This is a genomic window from Pseudomonas fluvialis, from assembly GCF_002835605.1.
In the GTDB taxonomy this organism is placed as follows: Bacteria; Pseudomonadota; Gammaproteobacteria; order Pseudomonadales; family Pseudomonadaceae; genus Aquipseudomonas; species Aquipseudomonas fluvialis.
In genome coordinates this window covers 18,197-34,413 of record NZ_PIYS01000020.1, presented here as the reverse complement: position 1 = coordinate 34,413, position 16,217 = coordinate 18,197, and the positions used below count along the sequence as shown (strand labels likewise).

Genomic DNA, 16,217 nt, shown 5'->3' with positions numbered 1-16,217 from the left:
CGACGCTCTGTGCCGTTGGCAGGTGTTCGAGGATGTGGCGCAGCCAGGCGTAAGGCTCTTGGCCGTTGGCCTTGGCGGTTTCGATCAGGCTGTAGATCTGTGCGCTGGCCGTGGCGCCCTTGGGCGTGTCGCTGAACAACCAGTTCTTGCGACCGATGACGAACGGGCGGATGGCGTTTTCGGCGCGGTTGTTATCGATGGGCAGGTTTCCACCTTCGACGTAACGCACCAGCCGGCCCCAGTTGCTGGCCAGGTAGTTTACGGCCTTACCCAGAGCCGTCTGCCCAGCAACCTGCGGCTGGGTCTTGTCCAGCCAGGCCTTGAGTTGATCGAGCAGCGGTTGGCTGCGTTGCACTCGGGTGGCCTGCCGCTCGGCATCGCTGGCGTCCTTCAGTTCACGTTCGATGCTGTAGAGCTTATTGATCAGGTTCAGCGCCATGTCGGCACGGCCGGTCTTGCCCTTGGGCTGCACTTTCTGCGCCTCGACGAACTTGCGCCGCGCATGCGCCCAGCAGGCCAACCGCTCGATGCCCTCTTGCACGGCCACGGCGTTGTAGCCAGCGTAGTCGTCAGTCATCAGGTAGCCGTGATAACCATCGAGCAGGCGCAGCGGTACCTCCTGCGCGCGGCTGGTGGTGTAGTCGAAGAGGATCACCGGCTTATCTGGCGGCCCGCCGCTTTGCACCCACATCCAGGACTGCGCGGTGGGATCGCGTCCGGGTTCGTGCAGCACCTGCAGGCGGGTTTCGTCACAGTGCAGCACCGGGTAGTCCAGCAGTTTGTCGCGCATCAGGTTGAGCAGCGGCTGCAGCTGCTCGCCACTTTGGATCACCCAGCGCGCCAGGGTCTGGCGGGGAATGTCGATGCCGTGGCGACCGAGCATTTTCTCGAAACGGTACAGCGGGATGCCGTCGGCGTACTTGGTGGTCAGCAGCATCGCCAACACGCTGGGACTAGCCAGGCTCTTCTCGATCAGTTGGGCCGGTTTGTCGGCGGTGACCGGTGCGGTTTCGCAGGCCTTGCAGGCGTAAGTCTTGCGGATATGACGGATAACCCGCACCTGCATCGGGATGATCTCCAGTTGCTCGCTGGTCTCTTCTCCAATCACCTGCTTGCAGGCGCCGCAGGCGCAGGTCAGTTCGTGCTCGGGCAGTTCATGGACGACTTCGACGCGCGGCAGATTGGCCGGCAGCGGCTTGCGCTTGCCACGACGCTTGATCGGCGCAACGACTTCTTCGGCTTCAGCTTCGGCTGGCTCGGCAGTCGGCTCTTCGACCAGCTCTTCGGCCTCGTTGAACATGGCCAGCTGCGGTGAGTCGGCATCTTCAGGGCTGCGCTCGGACTTGGGTGAGAACAGCTTGTGCCGCAGCAGGGCGACCTGCTCCTGCAATTGCAGCACCAAGGCCTTGAGCAGGACGGGATCGTTAGGAAGGTTGTCGGCGCCAAATTTCATGGCGCTGGATTATACCGGCTCAGGCCACGAACCGCGGCGTCAGTACCTGGTGCGGACGATTGCGCCACAGGTCAATTCCGTCGAGCAGCCAGTTCAGTTCGTCAACCGTCAGCTCGATGGCCTCGTCGCCTGCATCGGGCTTGGTCTTGAAGCGCTCGGCTTCCAGTCGCTTGAGCCACAGGCAGAAACCGTTGCGCTCCCAGTAGAGAATCTTGACCTGGCTGCGCGTGCGATTGAGGAACACGAACAGCACCGGGTTGAACACTTCCACCTTGATGTCCAGCTCGACCAAGGCGGCCAGGCCGTTGATGGATTTGCGGAAGTCGACGGGCTTTGGGTAGAGGTAGACCTTCTGCACCTTGGCATCGGGACGCATCATGGGATGAACTCCAGTGAAAACGGGAGCTCAGCATCCAATGATCTGCGGCCTATGGGCAGGTGGGGTTTATGGAGCGCTTACTCTGCCTGCGCCAAAGTAAGACGACGCGCCGGCCGCGCTCTGGCGGCGTGGATCGACGCGGCCAGATCCCCGAGATGGTCAGCATCCATGTGCGCCCACCGGAGATCGAAGACCGGCTGATGCCAGGGCATTGGGAAGGCGATCTGATCAAGGGCAAGGCCAACGCCTCGTCTGTAGGCACGCTGGTGGAACGTACCAGTGGCTACCTGATGCTGGTAAAGATGAACGACGCGACGGCGACCTCGGCGATGGAAGGCTTCAGTGCAGCGCTCAATGGCATGCCGCTGGCGATGCGCAAGAGCATGACCTACGACCAGGGCCGAGAAATGGCGCGGCATGCTGAAATCACCCAGCAGACCGGGGTGGCAATTTACTTCTGCGACCCGCATAGCCCTTGGCAACGCGGCAGCAACGAAAACATAAATGGCCTGATCCGCCAGTATCTGCCCAAGGGCACGGACTTGTCGGTACACAGCCAAGAAGAACTCGACGCTATTGCACTGCAACTGAACATGCGACCGCGTAAGCGCTTCGACTTCAAGTGCCCCATCGAAGTTATGGGTGAGGTGATGCAGAAGGCCATGACTATGCGGCATGATGCTCCAGCTTCAATTCAATGACCGTGTTGCACTCAGCTCCTGCAACCGCCAGGTCATGAACTAATGCCTTATCCAGCACAGCGCGATCAAACCCTTGAGCGCAAAAAACATAATAATCATCACCAGCAAAGCATTCTGAAAAAAGAGCCTCCACCCCTGTCAGGCTGCGCCAGCGACTATAGTAGAAAGACATTCGTTCACCTCATGAAACGCAAAATGCCACGCAGCGTCTTTCTATTCCACTTATGCAGTGGCAGTCCGGCCAATAGCTCCCTGGCCAGCTGCGGGTCGCTGGCCGCGCACTTGAGCAGCATTGAATTGCGAAAACGTGCGCACACCTCCGGGTAGGCCGGATGGTCAGCGAACTGTGCATAGGTCTTCAGCACGTTATCGACCATGAAACGGTAATTCTTGTAGGTGTTGGTCGCGTGTACCCGATACAACGCCAACACATCCGGCAGGATGTCCAGGCGGTAGCCAGCATGCGTGATCTTCAACTCGATCAGCAGATCCTCCAGACGGATCTGCGGGTCGAAGCCACCCACACGCTCCAGCGCCTCGCGGCGAAACAGCAGGGTCGGCGCCGGCGCACCCGGCTTGCGATCGAGAAACACATCCTCGAAGTCCAGGCTGCGCAGCGGCAGCACCTTGGGCAGCCCACGAGGCTGACCATGCTCGTCGATTGTCTGAATATTGCCCGCACAAATACCCACCTGCGGCTTGTCGGCCAGGTAGGCGACCTGCTTGGCAATCCGCTCCGGCAGCATGATGTCGTCGGAACCAAAGGGCGCAATCAGGCTACCACGGGCACGCGCGATGGTCTCATTCAGGGTACGCGACAACCCCTGATTTTGCTGTACGCGGAAGTCGAAGCCATGCTGCTCCTGCAGGCGACGAATGCGCTCGACACTGTCATCCCGCGAGCCATCGTCAACCACCAGCAACTCGATATGCGCATAGCTTTGCCGTAACACGCTCTCGATGCTCGCCTCGATATAGGAGGCATGGTTGTATGAGGCAATGATCACACTGACCAGGGGCGTTTCGCTGGAAGGTGGCATCAGCCTCTCCTCGGCTTGAACAAAGAACAAAAGCGCTGCCAGCGCGAGGCAACCGGCAGGCTTGGCCAGGGCTCTTGCAATACGGCGGCCAGACGCTCGGCCAACTGCTCATGACTGAGCTGGCTGGCGACGAAGGCCTGACCGGCACGGGCCAGGCGCTCGGCCAGCTGTGGCTCCCGACGCAGACGGGCCAGGTGCTCACGCAACTCGTCCAGCGAGGAGTACAACAGCAGATGCTCGTCGTGCTTCAGACCAATGGCCTCTTCCTCGCTGCCCTGACGCCAAGCCAGCAATACGCAGCCGCAGGCCATCGCCTCGAAGTTCTTGGCCATGTACTCGCCAAGGCCGACATCAGCACTGACGAAATAGCGGATGCGGTTGAGCATATGCCGATACTCCGCGCCGGGCTCGGTACGTAGCAGCTGCAAGGGCTCAAGCGCGGCCAGGCTGTCCAGCAGCGCCTTGCGGCCAGCATAGTCGCGGCTGGCAGTACGCCCGATGAAACCCAGCTCGATGTCACGCACCTGTTGCTCATTGAACAGCAGGTGCGGATTGTAGCCCTTGGCCATGAACAGGGCATCGAAGCCTTCGCTGCGCAAGCGTTGCGCGACCGACGCGCCGGTTACCACCAGACGGGCCGCCGGCAACTGCCGGTAGAAGCGACTGAAAGCACCTTGCCACTTGGAGGTTGCCAGATAGTTCTGGCAGGCATCTTCTTCGTAGATCAGCAGGCCGGGCAGGCGCGCCAACAAAGTTGCCTGCGCCACCATGTGCTTGAAAGGCAGATCGAGCAGGATGCGCTGGTAGCTCTGCAGGTCAAGACCAGCCAGATAGCGACGCAGCTGGCGCTGCTGCGCTTTGCCCAGCACATGCAGGTCGATATCCAGGTAGCGCGGCAGGCTCTGATAGACCGCAGACAAATCCGGCACACGGGCTTCGGCGGTCAGCACCAGCACACGCATGTCAGCCCCCGAACAGCAGGCGCAAGGCCTTGCGCAGGTAGCTCCAGCGCAAGGCCTGCAGGGGATTCAGGCGCAGCGCACGGGCGTAGAAATGACGCGCCTCGCCACGCGAGCCGGCATTTTGTGCGGCGCGGAACAGCGAAAGGTAGCGCTGTGCGGTATAGCGCCGGCGCAATGACTGGCAATCCGCGGGCAGGCTGGAAAACACCGCTTCCACCATGCCCAGCGCATACTCTTCGGCCTTGTCGCGGTTATGTCGCAGGCTATCGGCATGTTTGTAGATGCGCGCCAGCGGCGTGGCAATCACCGCCACCGGAGCACTGACCAGCAGAAAGGCAAACACCGCGATATCCTCACCGCTGCGCAACTGCACCGGGTAAGGACGCTGCAACAGCAGGTCGCGACGAAACAGCGAACAACCATGCGAGATGCTGATGCGCTTCTGCAACAGATAGCGGCGAATCAATGCGCGTGGCGCGACCGATGGAACAGCAGGGGGTATCCGCAGGCGTTCGCGACCACTGGGGTAGACCGAAATCTGCGCACCCAGCACCATGCCCAGCGCCGGCTGGGCCAGCACCTGCTCACGCAGAGCGGCCAGGGCACCCGGCAGCAGTTCGTCATCGGCATCCAGCAGCAGCACGTAGCGGCCTGCCGCGCTCGCGATGCCGCGATTACGCGCCGCTGCAGCTCCGCCATTGACCTGGCTGATCACCTGCAGTGCCGCATGACGCGCCTGATAATCGGCGAGCACGGCGGCCGTATTGTCCGTCGAGCCATCGTCCACCACGATCAGCTCGACGTCGTCGCTCAGTTGCCCGAGCACCGAATCCAGAGCGCGCGGCAACAAATGAGCATAGTTGTATGCCGGGATGACAACCGAAATAAGCACATCAAGCGTCGTATTAGTGATGGGCACTGCGCACCTCATGACGAGCCGCCAGACGATCAAAAGCCCGCTTGACACGCGAAACGCTCAAACAGTACATCCACGCCTTGCGCAAGGCGCCTAGGGACAGCCAGGGACGAACAACTTCATTATCCCCCCAGCCCGGCCGCCAGCAAAAACCATCGCGACGCTTGCGATAAAGGGTAAGTACCGGAATGCCCAACGCCGAAGCCAGGTGACCGACCCCCGAATCGTTACCAATTACATAACCCGACTCATAGAGATAGATAGCCAATGCCTTGGTATCAGCCAAAGTAGGCACAGGAAATTCTGCCTCGAAAAATCCGGCCCACTGCCCTCGCTCCTTAGGAGACAGGACAAACTCAGGCTCATAACCACTCGCGCGAAGACGCCGCGCAAGACGCAGGTATTTTTGCCACGGCCAGTTTTTCTTGGGGTTGTAAGACGTCGGGTGCAACATTACCCGTCGCTGATGGCGTCTGTATTGGTAATGCTCCGGCAACCGCAACCCCAGCTCATCACTCGCTTGCAGAACACCCAGTCGCTCACGACAAAAAGCAACGACCTGTTCAACCATGGTGGCCCGGTCATCCGCAATAACGCGTATCGGGCCTGCCGCTCGCGCAAGAGGCATCAGGCAAGCAGCCTTCTCCTCACCAAAACGCGCCAGCACGCGTTCTGTATGGTCGAACACGAAATCGCGCTTTACTTTTAATGTGCCAACAAACACATAGTGCTGTGCCAGCTCTGCAGCTGGCTTGTCGATTGCAGCCACAATGCCGCCACAGTCAGCCACCACCAGATCGTAGCGGCTTTGCAGCTGATCAGTTTGCTCGGGCGGTGGGAATGGCAAAATGTCCAATTGCGGCAACCACTCTGCCAAGTAAGCCAGGTGATTACTGACCAGGGTAACGCGATAGCCCGCACGCGCCAGATTAACGGCCAGTAGCACGTAGATCAGGCTATCTCCGAGCCCCATCGACGGCACCAGCGCTATCCGGCAATCATGCTGCGACACGTCAACACTTCCTTGTACGCCGCCTCCCATGCGTTACTCCTTGACCACGAGGATGTCTTCCATGATCAGGTACTGCAGGTCGGAGCCGTAGAACATGTTCAGCGCATCGGTCGGCGAGCAGACCATCGGCTCACCACGGCGGTTCAGCGAGGTATTCAGCGACACGCCATTGCCGGTGAGCTTCTCCAGCTCGACCATCAGGTCGTACCAGCGCGGGTTGTACTGACGCTCGAGCACCTGGGCGCGCGAGGTACCGTCTTCGTGCACGACTTCACTGACGCGGGTTTTCCATTCTTCGTTGACCTCGAAGGTGAAGGTCATGAACGGGCTCGGGTGGTCGACCTTGAGCATCTGCGGCGCCACTGTGTCGAGCATCGACGGGCAGAAGGGCCGCCAGCGCTCGCGGAATTTGATCTGCTCGTTGATCCGGTCGGCCACGCCGGGAATGCTCGGGCAGCCGATGATCGAACGCCCACCCAGCGCGCGCGGGCCAAACTCCAGGCGCCCCTGGAACCAGGCCACCGGGTTGCCGTCGACCATGATTTTGGCGATGCGCTGCTCGACGTCATCGATCTGCTGGAACACCGGCTTGTTCGGATGGCGGGCGCAGGCGGCGATGATGTCTTCGTTGGAATAGGCCGGGCCAAGATAGACATGCTCCATCTTTTCCACCGGCACGCCACGCTGCACGGACACATAGGCCGCGGCGCCGACTGCAGTACCGGCATCGCCGGCAGCCGGTTGCACGAACAACTCCTTGACCTCGTCGCGGGCGATGATCTTCTGGTTCAGCTTGACGTTCAGCGCGCAGCCGCCGGCAAAGGCAATCTTGCCGGTCTGCCTGATGATGTCACCCAGGTAGTAATCCATCATTTCCAAGGCCAGCTTCTCGAACAGCGCCTGCATGGCCGCGGCGTAATGGATGTAGGGATCATCGGCGATGTCGCCTTCGCGCTTGGGACCCAGCCATTCGATCAGCTTGGGCGAGAAGTAATAGCCCTTGCCCTTTTCCTTGTAGCGGCGAAAACCGATGACGTTGGCGTACTCGGTGTTGATGATCAGCTCGCCGTTCTCGAACGTGGCCAGGCGCGAGAAGTCATACTTGGCGGCGTCACCGTAGGGCGCCATGCCCATCACCTTGAACTCGCCGTCGAGCATCTCGAAGCCGAGGAACTCAGTGATCGCGCCGTACAGACCACCCAGCGAGTCCGGATCGTAGAATTCCTTGATCTTGTGGATCTTGCCGTTCTCGCCGTAGCCGAAGAAGGTGGTGGCGTACTCGCCCTTGCCGTCGATGCCGAGAATTGCCGTCTTTTCCTTGAAGCCCGAACAGTGATAGGCGCTGGAGGCATGCGCCAGGTGGTGCTCGACCGGCTGAATCTTCACCTTCTTCAGGTCGAAACCGAGCTGCTGCAGGCACCACTCGATGCGCTTCTTGTAGCGGTAATAGCGACGGTTGCCCATCAGGATGGCGTCCAGCGCACGGTCCGGGGCGTACCAGTAGCGTTTGGCGTACTGCCAGCGGGCCTTCTCGAAAATGCTGATCGGCGCGAAGGGGATCGCCACCACATCAACATCCGCCGGCTTGATCCCGGCCTGCTCCAGGCAGAACTTGGCAGCCTCGTAGGGCATGCGGTTCTTCGCGTGCTTGTCGCGTACCAGGCGCTCTTCTTCGACGGCCGCAATCAGCTTGCCGTCGATGTACAGGGCGGCGGACGGGTCGTGACTGAGGGCGCCGGACAGGCCGAGAATAGTCAGTGCCACAGGGATAAGCCTCTAATTCGGGCAGGTGCCGGGCACCTGCGGTAAACGTTGGTCGAGCAACTGGTGCAGCGCACAATCCGCTGGCCAGTTACGCAGAAAACGGGCGCGATCCCGGGCGTAAGCCCTGGCAAAACTGCGCGCACTGCGGTGCTGACGCATGGCATCAAGATCAATCAGCGACCAGGCAGCCTGCGCGTCATCCCAGAACAGGTTGTGCCCCTTCAAGTCACCGTGGCTGATGCGCTCGCGCAGCAGGGCTGCGAACAGTCGATCCAGTGCCAGCAGCTCGTTTTCCGGGGGTACCGCCTGCCGATAGGCCGCGAAACGCGCGATTATATCCTGCCCGCCGCAATAGTCGGTAATCAGGTAGGCACGCCCGCGCAACCAACACCAGCGGCGCTCCAGTACAGCCAGCGGTTTTGGCGTATGCAGGCCCAGCAGTTGCAGGCGATGCCCTTCGCGCCAGCTGTGCCAGGCGCGACTGGCACGCCAGAAACGTTTGCAGGCATGCCAGGCGTTCTTGATGTTGTAGCGTTTGACCACCAGCGGCTGGCCGTCCAGCTCAACCCGCGCCACGGTGGCCGCACCGCCGGTTTTGTAGATATGCCCGGCTTCGATGGCCTGATCAAGGTCATTGAGCAGCGGCTGCAACGCTGCCTGCGTCTCGCGGCGCACCACACGCAGGCCAAACGCGCCGACGCGCGCACTGAACAGGCTGCAATCACGGCCGACCTTCTTCAGATAATCGCGCAGCCGCCAGCGCCGCACCTTGGCAATCTCGCCCTGCAGCAATTCCAACGGCAAGGCGTGTTCGCCATTGACCAGCAGGTAATGCACCAGCAACTCCTCGAGGAACTCATCCAGTTCAGCCGGCAACTGGGCAAAGAACACCCCGAGATTCTCCAGCACCCGCGCTTGCGACAGCGGCTGGCCGGCGTTTTCAACCTGCACGCCACCGCCATCGATCACCCACAGGCGATCGGCCTGGCGCAACAGGTTGTCCAGGTGCAGATCGGCCTGCCACAAGCCTTTGCCGTGCATTCGGGCAATGCAGCCCAGGGCCTCGCCAAGCACCGCCTGCTGCGCCGCACTGAGCAGTGGCTGGTGCGCCACGGCCTGCCAGCGCGTCCACAGGCTTTCAGCCTCTTCCAGGTAGTCGAACAGCAACCAGCCGCCCTGCCCTTCGCGGAAACCCTGCGCGAGCAGGGCCGGCGTGTTCAGGCCCTGTTCGGCCAGCATCCGGGCTCCGGCCAGCTCCCGCTGAAAATGCCGCTCGGCCTTACCGCCGACCAGCAGCTTGGCCAGCACCCGGCGCCCCTGCCAGTCGGCTACGCCGACATAGCGCTGCCCCGGCAATACGCGCAACAGCTGCTGCATCTGCAACGCTTCATCAGCCACCTCTAGATGAAGCGGTAGCGCAGGGGCGCGTCCTGCCGTTACCAATTGCGACAACTGCATCAACGTCCCTCCTTGTCGGCCAGTCGGGCACGCAAATAGGTCAGCCACTGCGGCATGCTGAGCGGATCATCCAGATAGGCCTGCAGCAGTACACGCCATTCGTCGCCTCCCCACTGGCGCGACGCACGACGCAGCAGCGGTTCGAGATCCTTGATGCGATCGCGACGACCCAGCAACAGCGGACGGGTCTTTTCCAGGTCGATCAGGCAGGCGGCGAAGTGCTCGCCCTGCGCCTGCAGGAAGATGTGCTTGGGATAGAAGCAGCCATGTAGCTGACCGGCACCATGCAGGCGACGCGCCAGTTCGCCACAGGCACGCAGGATGGCCTGCTGCTGCGCTACGGCCAACTGGTTCCAGCAGGCCAGGTAGTCACCCAGCTCCTGCCAGCCATCCAGGGCACGGGTCAGGAGTACGGCACGCTGTTCGCCCGGCACACGGCGCGCGGCAAAAAAAGCCGCCTGCAGTGCGGGAATCCCCAACTCGGCATAGCGGCGGATATTGCGAAACTCGCGGGCAAAGGTCGGTTCGCCACAAGGATGGCGCAGACTGCGGGTCAGGTGGTTGCTCTGCCGCTTGAGGTAGTAGGCACGCTCGCCCAGCTCCAGGCGATACACGCTGCTCCAGCCGCCACGCTCGGTATTCGGCTCGTCCACCGCCTCCAGCTGCAACGCCCAGAGCGCCTCGAAACTGTTCAGGCCGTGCTGTTCAAGCAGGGCGCGGTCTGCCGCGGCAATAAAGTCGCTCATAGCCACAGGCTCCCCGGCGGAGGGGTGACGGCGGACCCGCATGGAGTTTTCATTCACGCCCCTCGAAAAAGCGCAGCACCTGGCGAATCCGCCGTTTGTCGACCTGATTCAGGCGCTGGCGGCCACGATACTGCAGATAAAAGCGCAGTCGCTGCGTGCGTGACAGTACCTGCTTGGCCACTTTGTCCAGACAGGCAAGGTCCTTGGCCATGCGGTAGCGCAACAAGGGTCCCCACCAGAAGCTACCAGTCGGGCAGTCGATGAAGAACAGCTCGGCGCGTTCGTTGACCAGCAGATTGCGCCACTTCAGGTCGTTATGGGTGAAATGGTGGTCATGCAGGGTGCGGGTGGCTCGCGCCAGTTGACGACTGACATGGTCCACCCAGGCGGCATCGCGCAGGCGCGCATCGCCATGCCCGGCCATCATCGCCAGGTCGCAGGTGTTCTCCAGCTCACGCGTGATCAGCGCGCCGCGCAGGAAGGCGCCGGCGCGACGCTCCAGGCCGTAGGCAACGATTTCCGCGGTGGGAATTCCCCACTTGGCGAAATACTTGAGGTTCTGCCACTCGGCCTTGACCCGTGGCCGGCCGATGAAGCGCCGCAAGCCCTTGCCCGCGCCCCAGTAGCGCTTGACGTAATAGCGCACACCGTCCCGCTCGATGCGAATGACCTCGGAGAGCGGGTCCGAGGTGAGCCGCTCGCCCGACAGGGCAAACACCGCCTCCAGGCTGGCAAACTCTGCAGCACGCGCGGCGTAGGCCGGATTGAGGGTCCAGCCGGCCATCAGAGCGCATCCCCGTAACGCTGCTTGCGCTCATACAGTTTGGCGGCCTTGCGCTCCAGCCAGGCCAGCAGCCGCGCTTCGTCGCGCAGGATGTCGCGCAGCGGGCGCTGAAAGTACCCCTGCAAAAAGCGCAGCTTGTCGCGGCGGGTCAGGCCGATGTCCAGCGCGGAGAAATACAGCGCGGCCAAGTCCTTGTCGCGCCAGCGGCGCGGGGTGGCGGCGCGGGTCTGCGCGCGGTGCAGATCGATCACCGAGAGGCGGAAGTCATCCGCCGTCACCGGCCGGTCGGTGTGCAACAGGAAATGGCAGATGTAGCAGTCGCGGTGGTTGACCCCGGCGCGGTGCATGTTGCCGACCATCTTCGCCACCTCGCCGATCAGCGCACGCTTGAGACGTGGCTCGGGCGGCTGCTGGCGCCAGTTCAGACTGAGCTGTTCCAGATCGGTGGTCGGTGCCAGCTCCTCGGTGATGATGAAGGAATGCTGTTGGGCCGGATTGGCACCGCGCTCGCCATAGGCCACGGCGGTCATGCTCGGCACGCCGGCCTCGTGCAGGCGGGCGATAGCCTGCCACTCCTGGGCGGCGCCGAGCACCGGCAGCTTGGCGGTGAGCAGGTTCTTGATGATCTCGCCCCAGCCGATGCCGCGGTGAATCTTCACGAAGTAGCCGCGCCCTTGCACCTCGGTGCGTAGCGTGCGGCGGCCTTCCAGTTCGCGGTAGACCTGACCCTGCAGTGCCTCGACGGCGGTGAAGGCGTCCTGGCCGGCCCACAGGCTTTTGAACGGCTCGGCAAGCATCAGCTTCACGGGCGTTTCTCCGCAAGAATCACATCGGCAGCCTTCTGCGGCATCGAGTAAAGGTCGGCGCAATCGGCAAAGGCCAGGCCATTGCGGCCCCAGAAGGCGCGGCGCTCATCGTCGGCAAGCATGTCGGCCAGCCACTGGTTGAGTTGCTGCTGGTCGAAGGGGCTGGGCAGAACACGTCCGGCATCCGCCTCGGCAATGTAGTGGGCATAACCGCACACGTCGGTAACCAGCACCGGCAGGCCGGAGACCAGCGCCTCGAGCAGCACGGTGCCGGTGTTCTCGTTGTAGGCCGGGTGAATCAGCAGGTCGGCGCCGAGCAGGAAACGCGGAATGTCGCTGCGCCCCTTGAGGATCTGCACCTGATCGGACACGCCGAGCGTCTTGGCCTGCAACTGGAACGCACGCGGATCGTCCTGGCCGATGGCGATCAGCCGGGTACGCTTTTTAAGCTCATGCGGCAACGCGGCAAGGGCCTTGAGGCTGCGGTCCAGGCCCTTGGTCTTGAAACCGGAACCGATCTGTACCAGCAGTAGGTCGTCGTCCGCCAACTGGAACTCGCGGCGGAACTCGGCGCGGATCTCGCCGGCATTGGCCGGCGCGCGGCGATCCTGGGCAATCCCCGGCGGCAGCAGGTGAAAGCGCTGGCGCGGGGTGTGGTAGTGCTTGATGAACAGCGGCTGCTGCACCTCGGAGATCATCAGGATCTCGGTCTTCGACTGCGGCGCGAACACCGCCCGCTCGTAGTCGGCGAAATGCTTGTAGCGTCCCCAGCGCTTGTAGATAGGCGCGCGCAGGGTCTGCGCCTTGTCCTCGTAGCAGCCATCGGCAGCGTAGTAGACGTCCAGGCCCGGCATCTTGTTGAAACCGACCACGCGATCCACCGGATCACGGGCCAGGTCAGCCGCCAGCCAGGCGCTGAACTTCTCGTTGCGGTGATGATTGAAGAACGCCTTGATCGGCGCCACCCGCACGTCGAAGCCGGCGGGCACCTCGCCCTCCCAGATCGGCGTGTAGACGCGGATGGCATGACCACGCGCCTGACACTCCAGGGCGATGCGCATGAAGTCGCGTTGCAGACCGCCAAAGGGGAAGTATTTGTAGAGCACGAAGGCCAGTTGCATCAGCGAGTCTCCAGACTGGCCAGCAGACGGTCCAGCTCGGGCGCCACGCGCGCCGCATCCAGGCCGTCGAAACAGGGTTTGTCGCGGTCGCCACCACCGGCCAGCGGCCCCGTGGCGCACAGGTGAATCTGTCCGCGACCATAGGCGCCGACCTTGACCGGCAGGGTCGGCCCGTAGAGGGAAATGCTCGGCACATCCAGCGCGGCGGCCAGGTGGCCGAGGCCGGTGTCCACCGCCACACAGGCGCGCGCACCGGCGATCACCGCTGCTACGCCGCGCAGGTTCAGCTTGGGTAGCACCTGCGCATGGGCAAGGCCTTCGACCAGACGCTCGGCACGGGCCTTCTCGGCCTCGCTGCCCCAGGGCAGGCGCACGGCCACGCCGCGCGCATCCAGGTGCTCGGCCAGGGCGCGCCAGTCGGCTTCCGGCCAGTGTTTGCTGGCCCAGGTGGTGCCGTGCAGAAACAGCACATAAGGCTCGCCGGCCGGTGCGCCGGCCATGGCCGCGCGATCCAGTCCGTAATCCCCCACCGACGCCGGCACCTGGTAGCCCAGCGCCTGCGCCAGCAGCTGGCGGGTGCGCTCAACGGCGTGCTGGCCCCAGGCCACGGCATAGCGGCGATCGTAGAAGCGGCTGGCCAGCGGCTCGCGTGCCGAGGCACGATCCAGGCCGGCCACCGGCGCCGTGCAGTAGCGGGTCAGCCAGGCGCTTTTCAGCAGGCCCTGGGCATCGATCACCAGGTCATAGCGGCCCTCGCGCAGGCGGCGCTTGAAGCCCGCCCACTCGCCGCTTTTCCAGGTAGCAAGCAGATTCTTGCGCCAGCGACGGATGGCCACCGGGATCACCTCGGCCACGGCCGGGTGCCAGGCAGGGATCTCCGCAAAACCCTCCTCCACCACCCAGTCGAACTGGATGCCGGGAATCGCCGCCGCCGCATCGGTGAGCGCCGGCAGGGTATGGATGACATCGCCCAGCGACGAGGTCTTGATCAGCAGCACACGCATCGGCGGGCTATTCCACCTCAAGCGGATCGGCAACCAGGCGCTGCAGCGCCTCGATCACCGGGCGCGGCTTGAGTTCGCGCAAGCAGTCGTAATGCCCGAAGCGGCAGGTGCGCTCGAAGCACGGGCTGCACTCCAGGCCCAGGCGGACGATCTCCACCTGATCAGCCAGCGGCGGGGTAAACTGCGGCGAGGTGGAGCCGTACACCGCCACCAGCGGACGGTTGAGTGCGGCGGCCACGTGCATCAGCCCGGAGTCGTTGGACACCACGGCGCCGGCGCAGGACAGCAGGTCGATGGCCTCGGCCAGCGAGGTCTCGCCGGCCAGATTCACCGACTCCTCGCGCAGGCCGGGAATCAGCCGAGCACGAATCTCCTCGCAGCCCGGATGATCGTTCTTCGAGCCGAACAGCCAGACCTGCCAGCCGGCGCGGATTTTCAGCTCGGCGACCTTGGCGTAATGCTCGGCCGGCCAGCGTTTGGCTTCACCGAACTCGGCGCCGGGGCACAGCGCCAGCACCGGACGATCCAGGCTCAGGCCGAACTTGGCCAGGGCGGCCTCGCGACTGGCATTGTCGATAACCAGGCGCGGCTGCGGATAGGGCTTGGGCAGCGCTGCATCGGGTTCATAGGCCAGCGCCATAAAGCGCTCGATCATCAGCGGCAGGCGTTGCTTGTCCAGGTTGCGGACATCGTTGAGCAGGCCGTAGCGCATCTCGCCCTTCCAGCCGGTGCGCTTGGGGATACCGGCAAAGAACGGCACCAACGCGGACTTCAGCGAGTTGGGCAGGAGGATCGCCTGCTCGTACTGGCCGGCCAGGGACTTGCCGATCTTGCGCCGGGTGGCCAGCTCCAGCACGCCATGACCGAGCGGGAAGCTCAGCGCATTGCGCACCTCGGGCATGCGTTCGAGGATCGGCCGGCTCCAGTCGGGGGCCAACACATCGATCTGGCAGTCGGGATGACGCTGTTTGAGGCAGGTGAACAGCGTCTGCGCCATCACCATGTCGCCTACCCAGCTAGGGCCGATGATCAGAATATTCATAAAAAAACCGATTAAAAGCGCCGGAGGCTGAAGGCTGAACGAAAGCTCCTCGTCCAGCCTTCAGCCTCTAGCCTTCAGCGAACGAACGTGCGCCATTCGGCGTGGCCGCTGGTCTTGCCAGTGACCAGGTCGAAGTAGGCCTTCTGCAGCTTCTCGGTGACCGGGCCGCGACGTCCGGCACCGATTTTCCGGCCATCCACTTCACGGATCGGCGTCACTTCGGCGGCCGTGCCGGTGAAGAAGGCCTCGTCGGCGATATACACCTCGTCACGGGTGATGCGCTTCTCCACCACCTTGATGCCATGCTCGGCAGCCAGGGTCAGAATGGTGCTGCGCGTGATGCCGTTCAGGCAGGAGGTCACTTCCGGGGTGTACACCACGCCGTCCTTGACCAGGAAGATGTTCTCGCCCGAACCCTCGGCCACATAACCTTCCGGGTCAAGCAGCATGGCCTCGTCGGCGCCGCCGGAAATGGCTTCCTGCAGGGCCAGCATGGAGTTGATGTAGTTGCCGTTGGCCTTGGCGCGGGTCATGGCGATGTTGACGTGGTGGCGAGTGTAGGAACTGGTGCGCACCTTGATACCGCTCTGCAGGGCTTCCTCGCCCATGTAGGCGCCCCAGTGCCAGGCGGCGACGATCACGTGCACCTTGAGGCCGGAGGCGCGCAGGCCCATGCCTTCGCTGCCGAAGAACACCATGGGGCGCAGGTAGGCGCTTTCCAGGCCGTTCTCACGCACCGCGGCGCGCTGCGCCTCGTTGATCTCTTCCTTGGAGAAGGGGATCTGCATGTTGAAGATGTGCGCCGAGTCGAACAGGCGGTCGGTGTGCGCCTGCAGGCGGAAGATCGCCGTGCCGTCCGGGGTGTTGTAGGCGCGCACGCCCTCGAACACGCCCATGCCGTAGTGCAGGGTGTGGGTCAGCACATGGGTGGTGGCGTCGCGCCACGGCACCAGTTCGCCGTCGTACCAGATCACGCCATCACGGTCGGACATCGACATCTTGCCTACTCCTAGGTTACTCATGGATTCT

16 protein-coding genes and 1 pseudogene are annotated in these 16,217 nt (G+C 63.0%); 1 reads left to right on the top strand and 16 read right to left on the bottom strand.

The genetic code is table 11. The features are described from left to right. Positions 1-1,453, bottom strand: a 1,453-nt coding sequence (gene tnpC / locus CW360_RS11800) for an IS66 family transposase (protein ID WP_101193244.1), incomplete at its 3' end; no start/stop codon positions are given. Between the two features lie 19 nt (positions 1,454-1,472). Continuing rightward, on the bottom strand, positions 1,473-1,832 hold the full coding sequence (tnpB, locus tag CW360_RS11795; RefSeq protein ID WP_058151328.1) for an IS66 family insertion sequence element accessory protein TnpB: 360 nt from the start codon (positions 1,830-1,832) through the stop codon (positions 1,473-1,475). Positions 1,833-1,903: 71 nt separating this feature from the next. On the opposite strand from tnpB, the pseudogene CW360_RS11785 reads away from it, so the two are divergent. Next, a pseudogene (locus tag CW360_RS11785) lies at positions 1,904-2,533 on the top strand (IS30-like element ISPa59 family transposase); the annotation flags it as partial. Here CW360_RS11785 and CW360_RS16830 read toward each other — a convergent pair. The 14 genes from CW360_RS16830 to CW360_RS11720 all read right to left on the bottom strand — a co-directional run bounded on the left by CW360_RS16830 (position 2,499) and on the right by CW360_RS11720 (position 16,186). Beyond that, positions 2,499-2,705, bottom strand: a complete 207-nt coding sequence (locus CW360_RS16830; RefSeq protein ID WP_157825297.1) for a hypothetical protein — start codon at positions 2,703-2,705, stop codon at positions 2,499-2,501. The pseudogene CW360_RS11785 and the gene CW360_RS16830 overlap by 35 nt on opposite strands. Positions 2,706-2,709: 4 nt before the next feature. Next, positions 2,710-3,573 carry a glycosyltransferase family 2 protein gene (locus CW360_RS11780; RefSeq protein WP_101193844.1) on the bottom strand — a complete coding sequence of 288 codons (864 nt, stop codon included), beginning with the start codon at positions 3,571-3,573 and terminating at the stop codon, positions 2,710-2,712. Further along, positions 3,573-4,535: a glycosyltransferase family protein gene (locus CW360_RS11775; RefSeq protein WP_101193843.1), complete on the bottom strand. Its 963-nt coding sequence runs from the start codon at positions 4,533-4,535 to the stop codon at positions 3,573-3,575. Before CW360_RS11775 ends, CW360_RS11780 begins: the two co-directional genes overlap by 1 nt. A gap of 1 nt (position 4,536) precedes the next feature. Continuing rightward, positions 4,537-5,427 (bottom strand): glycosyltransferase family 2 protein, encoded by an 891-nt coding sequence (locus CW360_RS11770; RefSeq protein WP_245874714.1) that lies wholly within the window; start codon positions 5,425-5,427, stop codon positions 4,537-4,539. Between the two features lie 13 nt (positions 5,428-5,440). Continuing rightward, positions 5,441-6,493 carry a glycosyltransferase family 9 protein gene (locus CW360_RS11765; RefSeq protein ID WP_101193841.1) on the bottom strand — a complete coding sequence of 351 codons (1,053 nt, stop codon included), beginning with the start codon at positions 6,491-6,493 and terminating at the stop codon, positions 5,441-5,443. 3 nt (positions 6,494-6,496) lie between these two features. Continuing rightward, positions 6,497-8,227, bottom strand: coding sequence for a carbamoyltransferase family protein (locus CW360_RS11760; RefSeq protein ID WP_101193840.1), 1,731 nt, complete (start codon positions 8,225-8,227; stop codon positions 6,497-6,499). Between the two features lie 12 nt (positions 8,228-8,239). Continuing rightward, a complete protein-coding gene (locus CW360_RS11755; protein WP_101193839.1) occupies positions 8,240-9,685 on the bottom strand; it encodes a lipopolysaccharide kinase InaA family protein in 1,446 nt (481 codons plus the stop codon). Further along, complete coding sequence (locus tag CW360_RS11750) at positions 9,685-10,431, bottom strand: lipopolysaccharide kinase InaA family protein (RefSeq protein ID WP_101193838.1); 747 nt, start codon at positions 10,429-10,431, stop codon at positions 9,685-9,687. Before CW360_RS11750 ends, CW360_RS11755 begins: the two co-directional genes overlap by 1 nt. Positions 10,432-10,480: 49 nt before the next feature. Continuing rightward, positions 10,481-11,215 (bottom strand): lipopolysaccharide kinase InaA family protein, encoded by a 735-nt coding sequence (locus tag CW360_RS11745; protein ID WP_101193837.1) that lies wholly within the window; start codon positions 11,213-11,215, stop codon positions 10,481-10,483. After that, entirely contained in the window at positions 11,215-12,021 is an 807-nt protein-coding gene (rfaP, locus tag CW360_RS11740; RefSeq protein ID WP_101193836.1) for a lipopolysaccharide core heptose(I) kinase RfaP, read from the bottom strand. Before rfaP ends, CW360_RS11745 begins: the two co-directional genes overlap by 1 nt. Continuing rightward, positions 12,018-13,142 (bottom strand): glycosyltransferase family 4 protein, encoded by a 1,125-nt coding sequence (locus CW360_RS11735; RefSeq protein ID WP_101193835.1) that lies wholly within the window; start codon positions 13,140-13,142, stop codon positions 12,018-12,020. The genes rfaP and CW360_RS11735 overlap by 4 nt, the downstream gene beginning before the upstream one ends. After that, positions 13,142-14,146 carry a lipopolysaccharide heptosyltransferase I gene (waaC, locus tag CW360_RS11730; protein WP_101193834.1) on the bottom strand — a complete coding sequence of 335 codons (1,005 nt, stop codon included), beginning with the start codon at positions 14,144-14,146 and terminating at the stop codon, positions 13,142-13,144. The genes CW360_RS11735 and waaC overlap by 1 nt, the downstream gene beginning before the upstream one ends. Before the next feature lie 7 nt (positions 14,147-14,153). Further along, positions 14,154-15,188: a lipopolysaccharide heptosyltransferase II gene (gene waaF / locus CW360_RS11725; RefSeq protein ID WP_093984645.1), complete on the bottom strand. Its 1,035-nt coding sequence runs from the start codon at positions 15,186-15,188 to the stop codon at positions 14,154-14,156. Between the two features lie 74 nt (positions 15,189-15,262). After that, positions 15,263-16,186: a branched-chain amino acid transaminase gene (locus CW360_RS11720; RefSeq protein WP_101193833.1), complete on the bottom strand. Its 924-nt coding sequence runs from the start codon at positions 16,184-16,186 to the stop codon at positions 15,263-15,265. Positions 16,187-16,217: the final 31 nt, after the last annotated feature.

Coding starts and splice junctions, on each gene's coding strand:
- CW360_RS11745 (WP_101193837.1), bottom strand. CDS start 11,215: ATGGCCGGCTGGACCCTCAATCCGGCCTACGCCGCGCGTGCTGCAGAG.
- CW360_RS11720 (WP_101193833.1), bottom strand. CDS start 16,186: ATGTCGATGTCCGACCGTGATGGCGTGATCTGGTACGACGGCGAACTG.
- CW360_RS11765 (WP_101193841.1), bottom strand. CDS start 6,493: ATGGGAGGCGGCGTACAAGGAAGTGTTGACGTGTCGCAGCATGATTGC.
- CW360_RS11755 (WP_101193839.1), bottom strand. CDS start 9,685: ATGCAGTTGTCGCAATTGGTAACGGCAGGACGCGCCCCTGCGCTACCG.
- CW360_RS11750 (WP_101193838.1), bottom strand. CDS start 10,431: ATGAGCGACTTTATTGCCGCGGCAGACCGCGCCCTGCTTGAACAGCAC.
- waaC (WP_101193834.1), bottom strand. CDS start 14,146: ATGCGTGTGCTGCTGATCAAGACCTCGTCGCTGGGCGATGTCATCCAT.
- waaF (WP_093984645.1), bottom strand. CDS start 15,188: ATGAATATTCTGATCATCGGCCCTAGCTGGGTAGGCGACATGGTGATG.
- tnpB (WP_058151328.1), bottom strand. CDS start 1,832: ATGATGCGTCCCGATGCCAAGGTGCAGAAGGTCTACCTCTACCCAAAG.
- CW360_RS11780 (WP_101193844.1), bottom strand. CDS start 3,573: ATGCCACCTTCCAGCGAAACGCCCCTGGTCAGTGTGATCATTGCCTCA.
- CW360_RS11735 (WP_101193835.1), bottom strand. CDS start 13,142: ATGCAACTGGCCTTCGTGCTCTACAAATACTTCCCCTTTGGCGGTCTG.
- CW360_RS11775 (WP_101193843.1), bottom strand. CDS start 4,535: ATGCGTGTGCTGGTGCTGACCGCCGAAGCCCGTGTGCCGGATTTGTCT.
- CW360_RS16830 (WP_157825297.1), bottom strand. CDS start 2,705: ATGTCTTTCTACTATAGTCGCTGGCGCAGCCTGACAGGGGTGGAGGCT.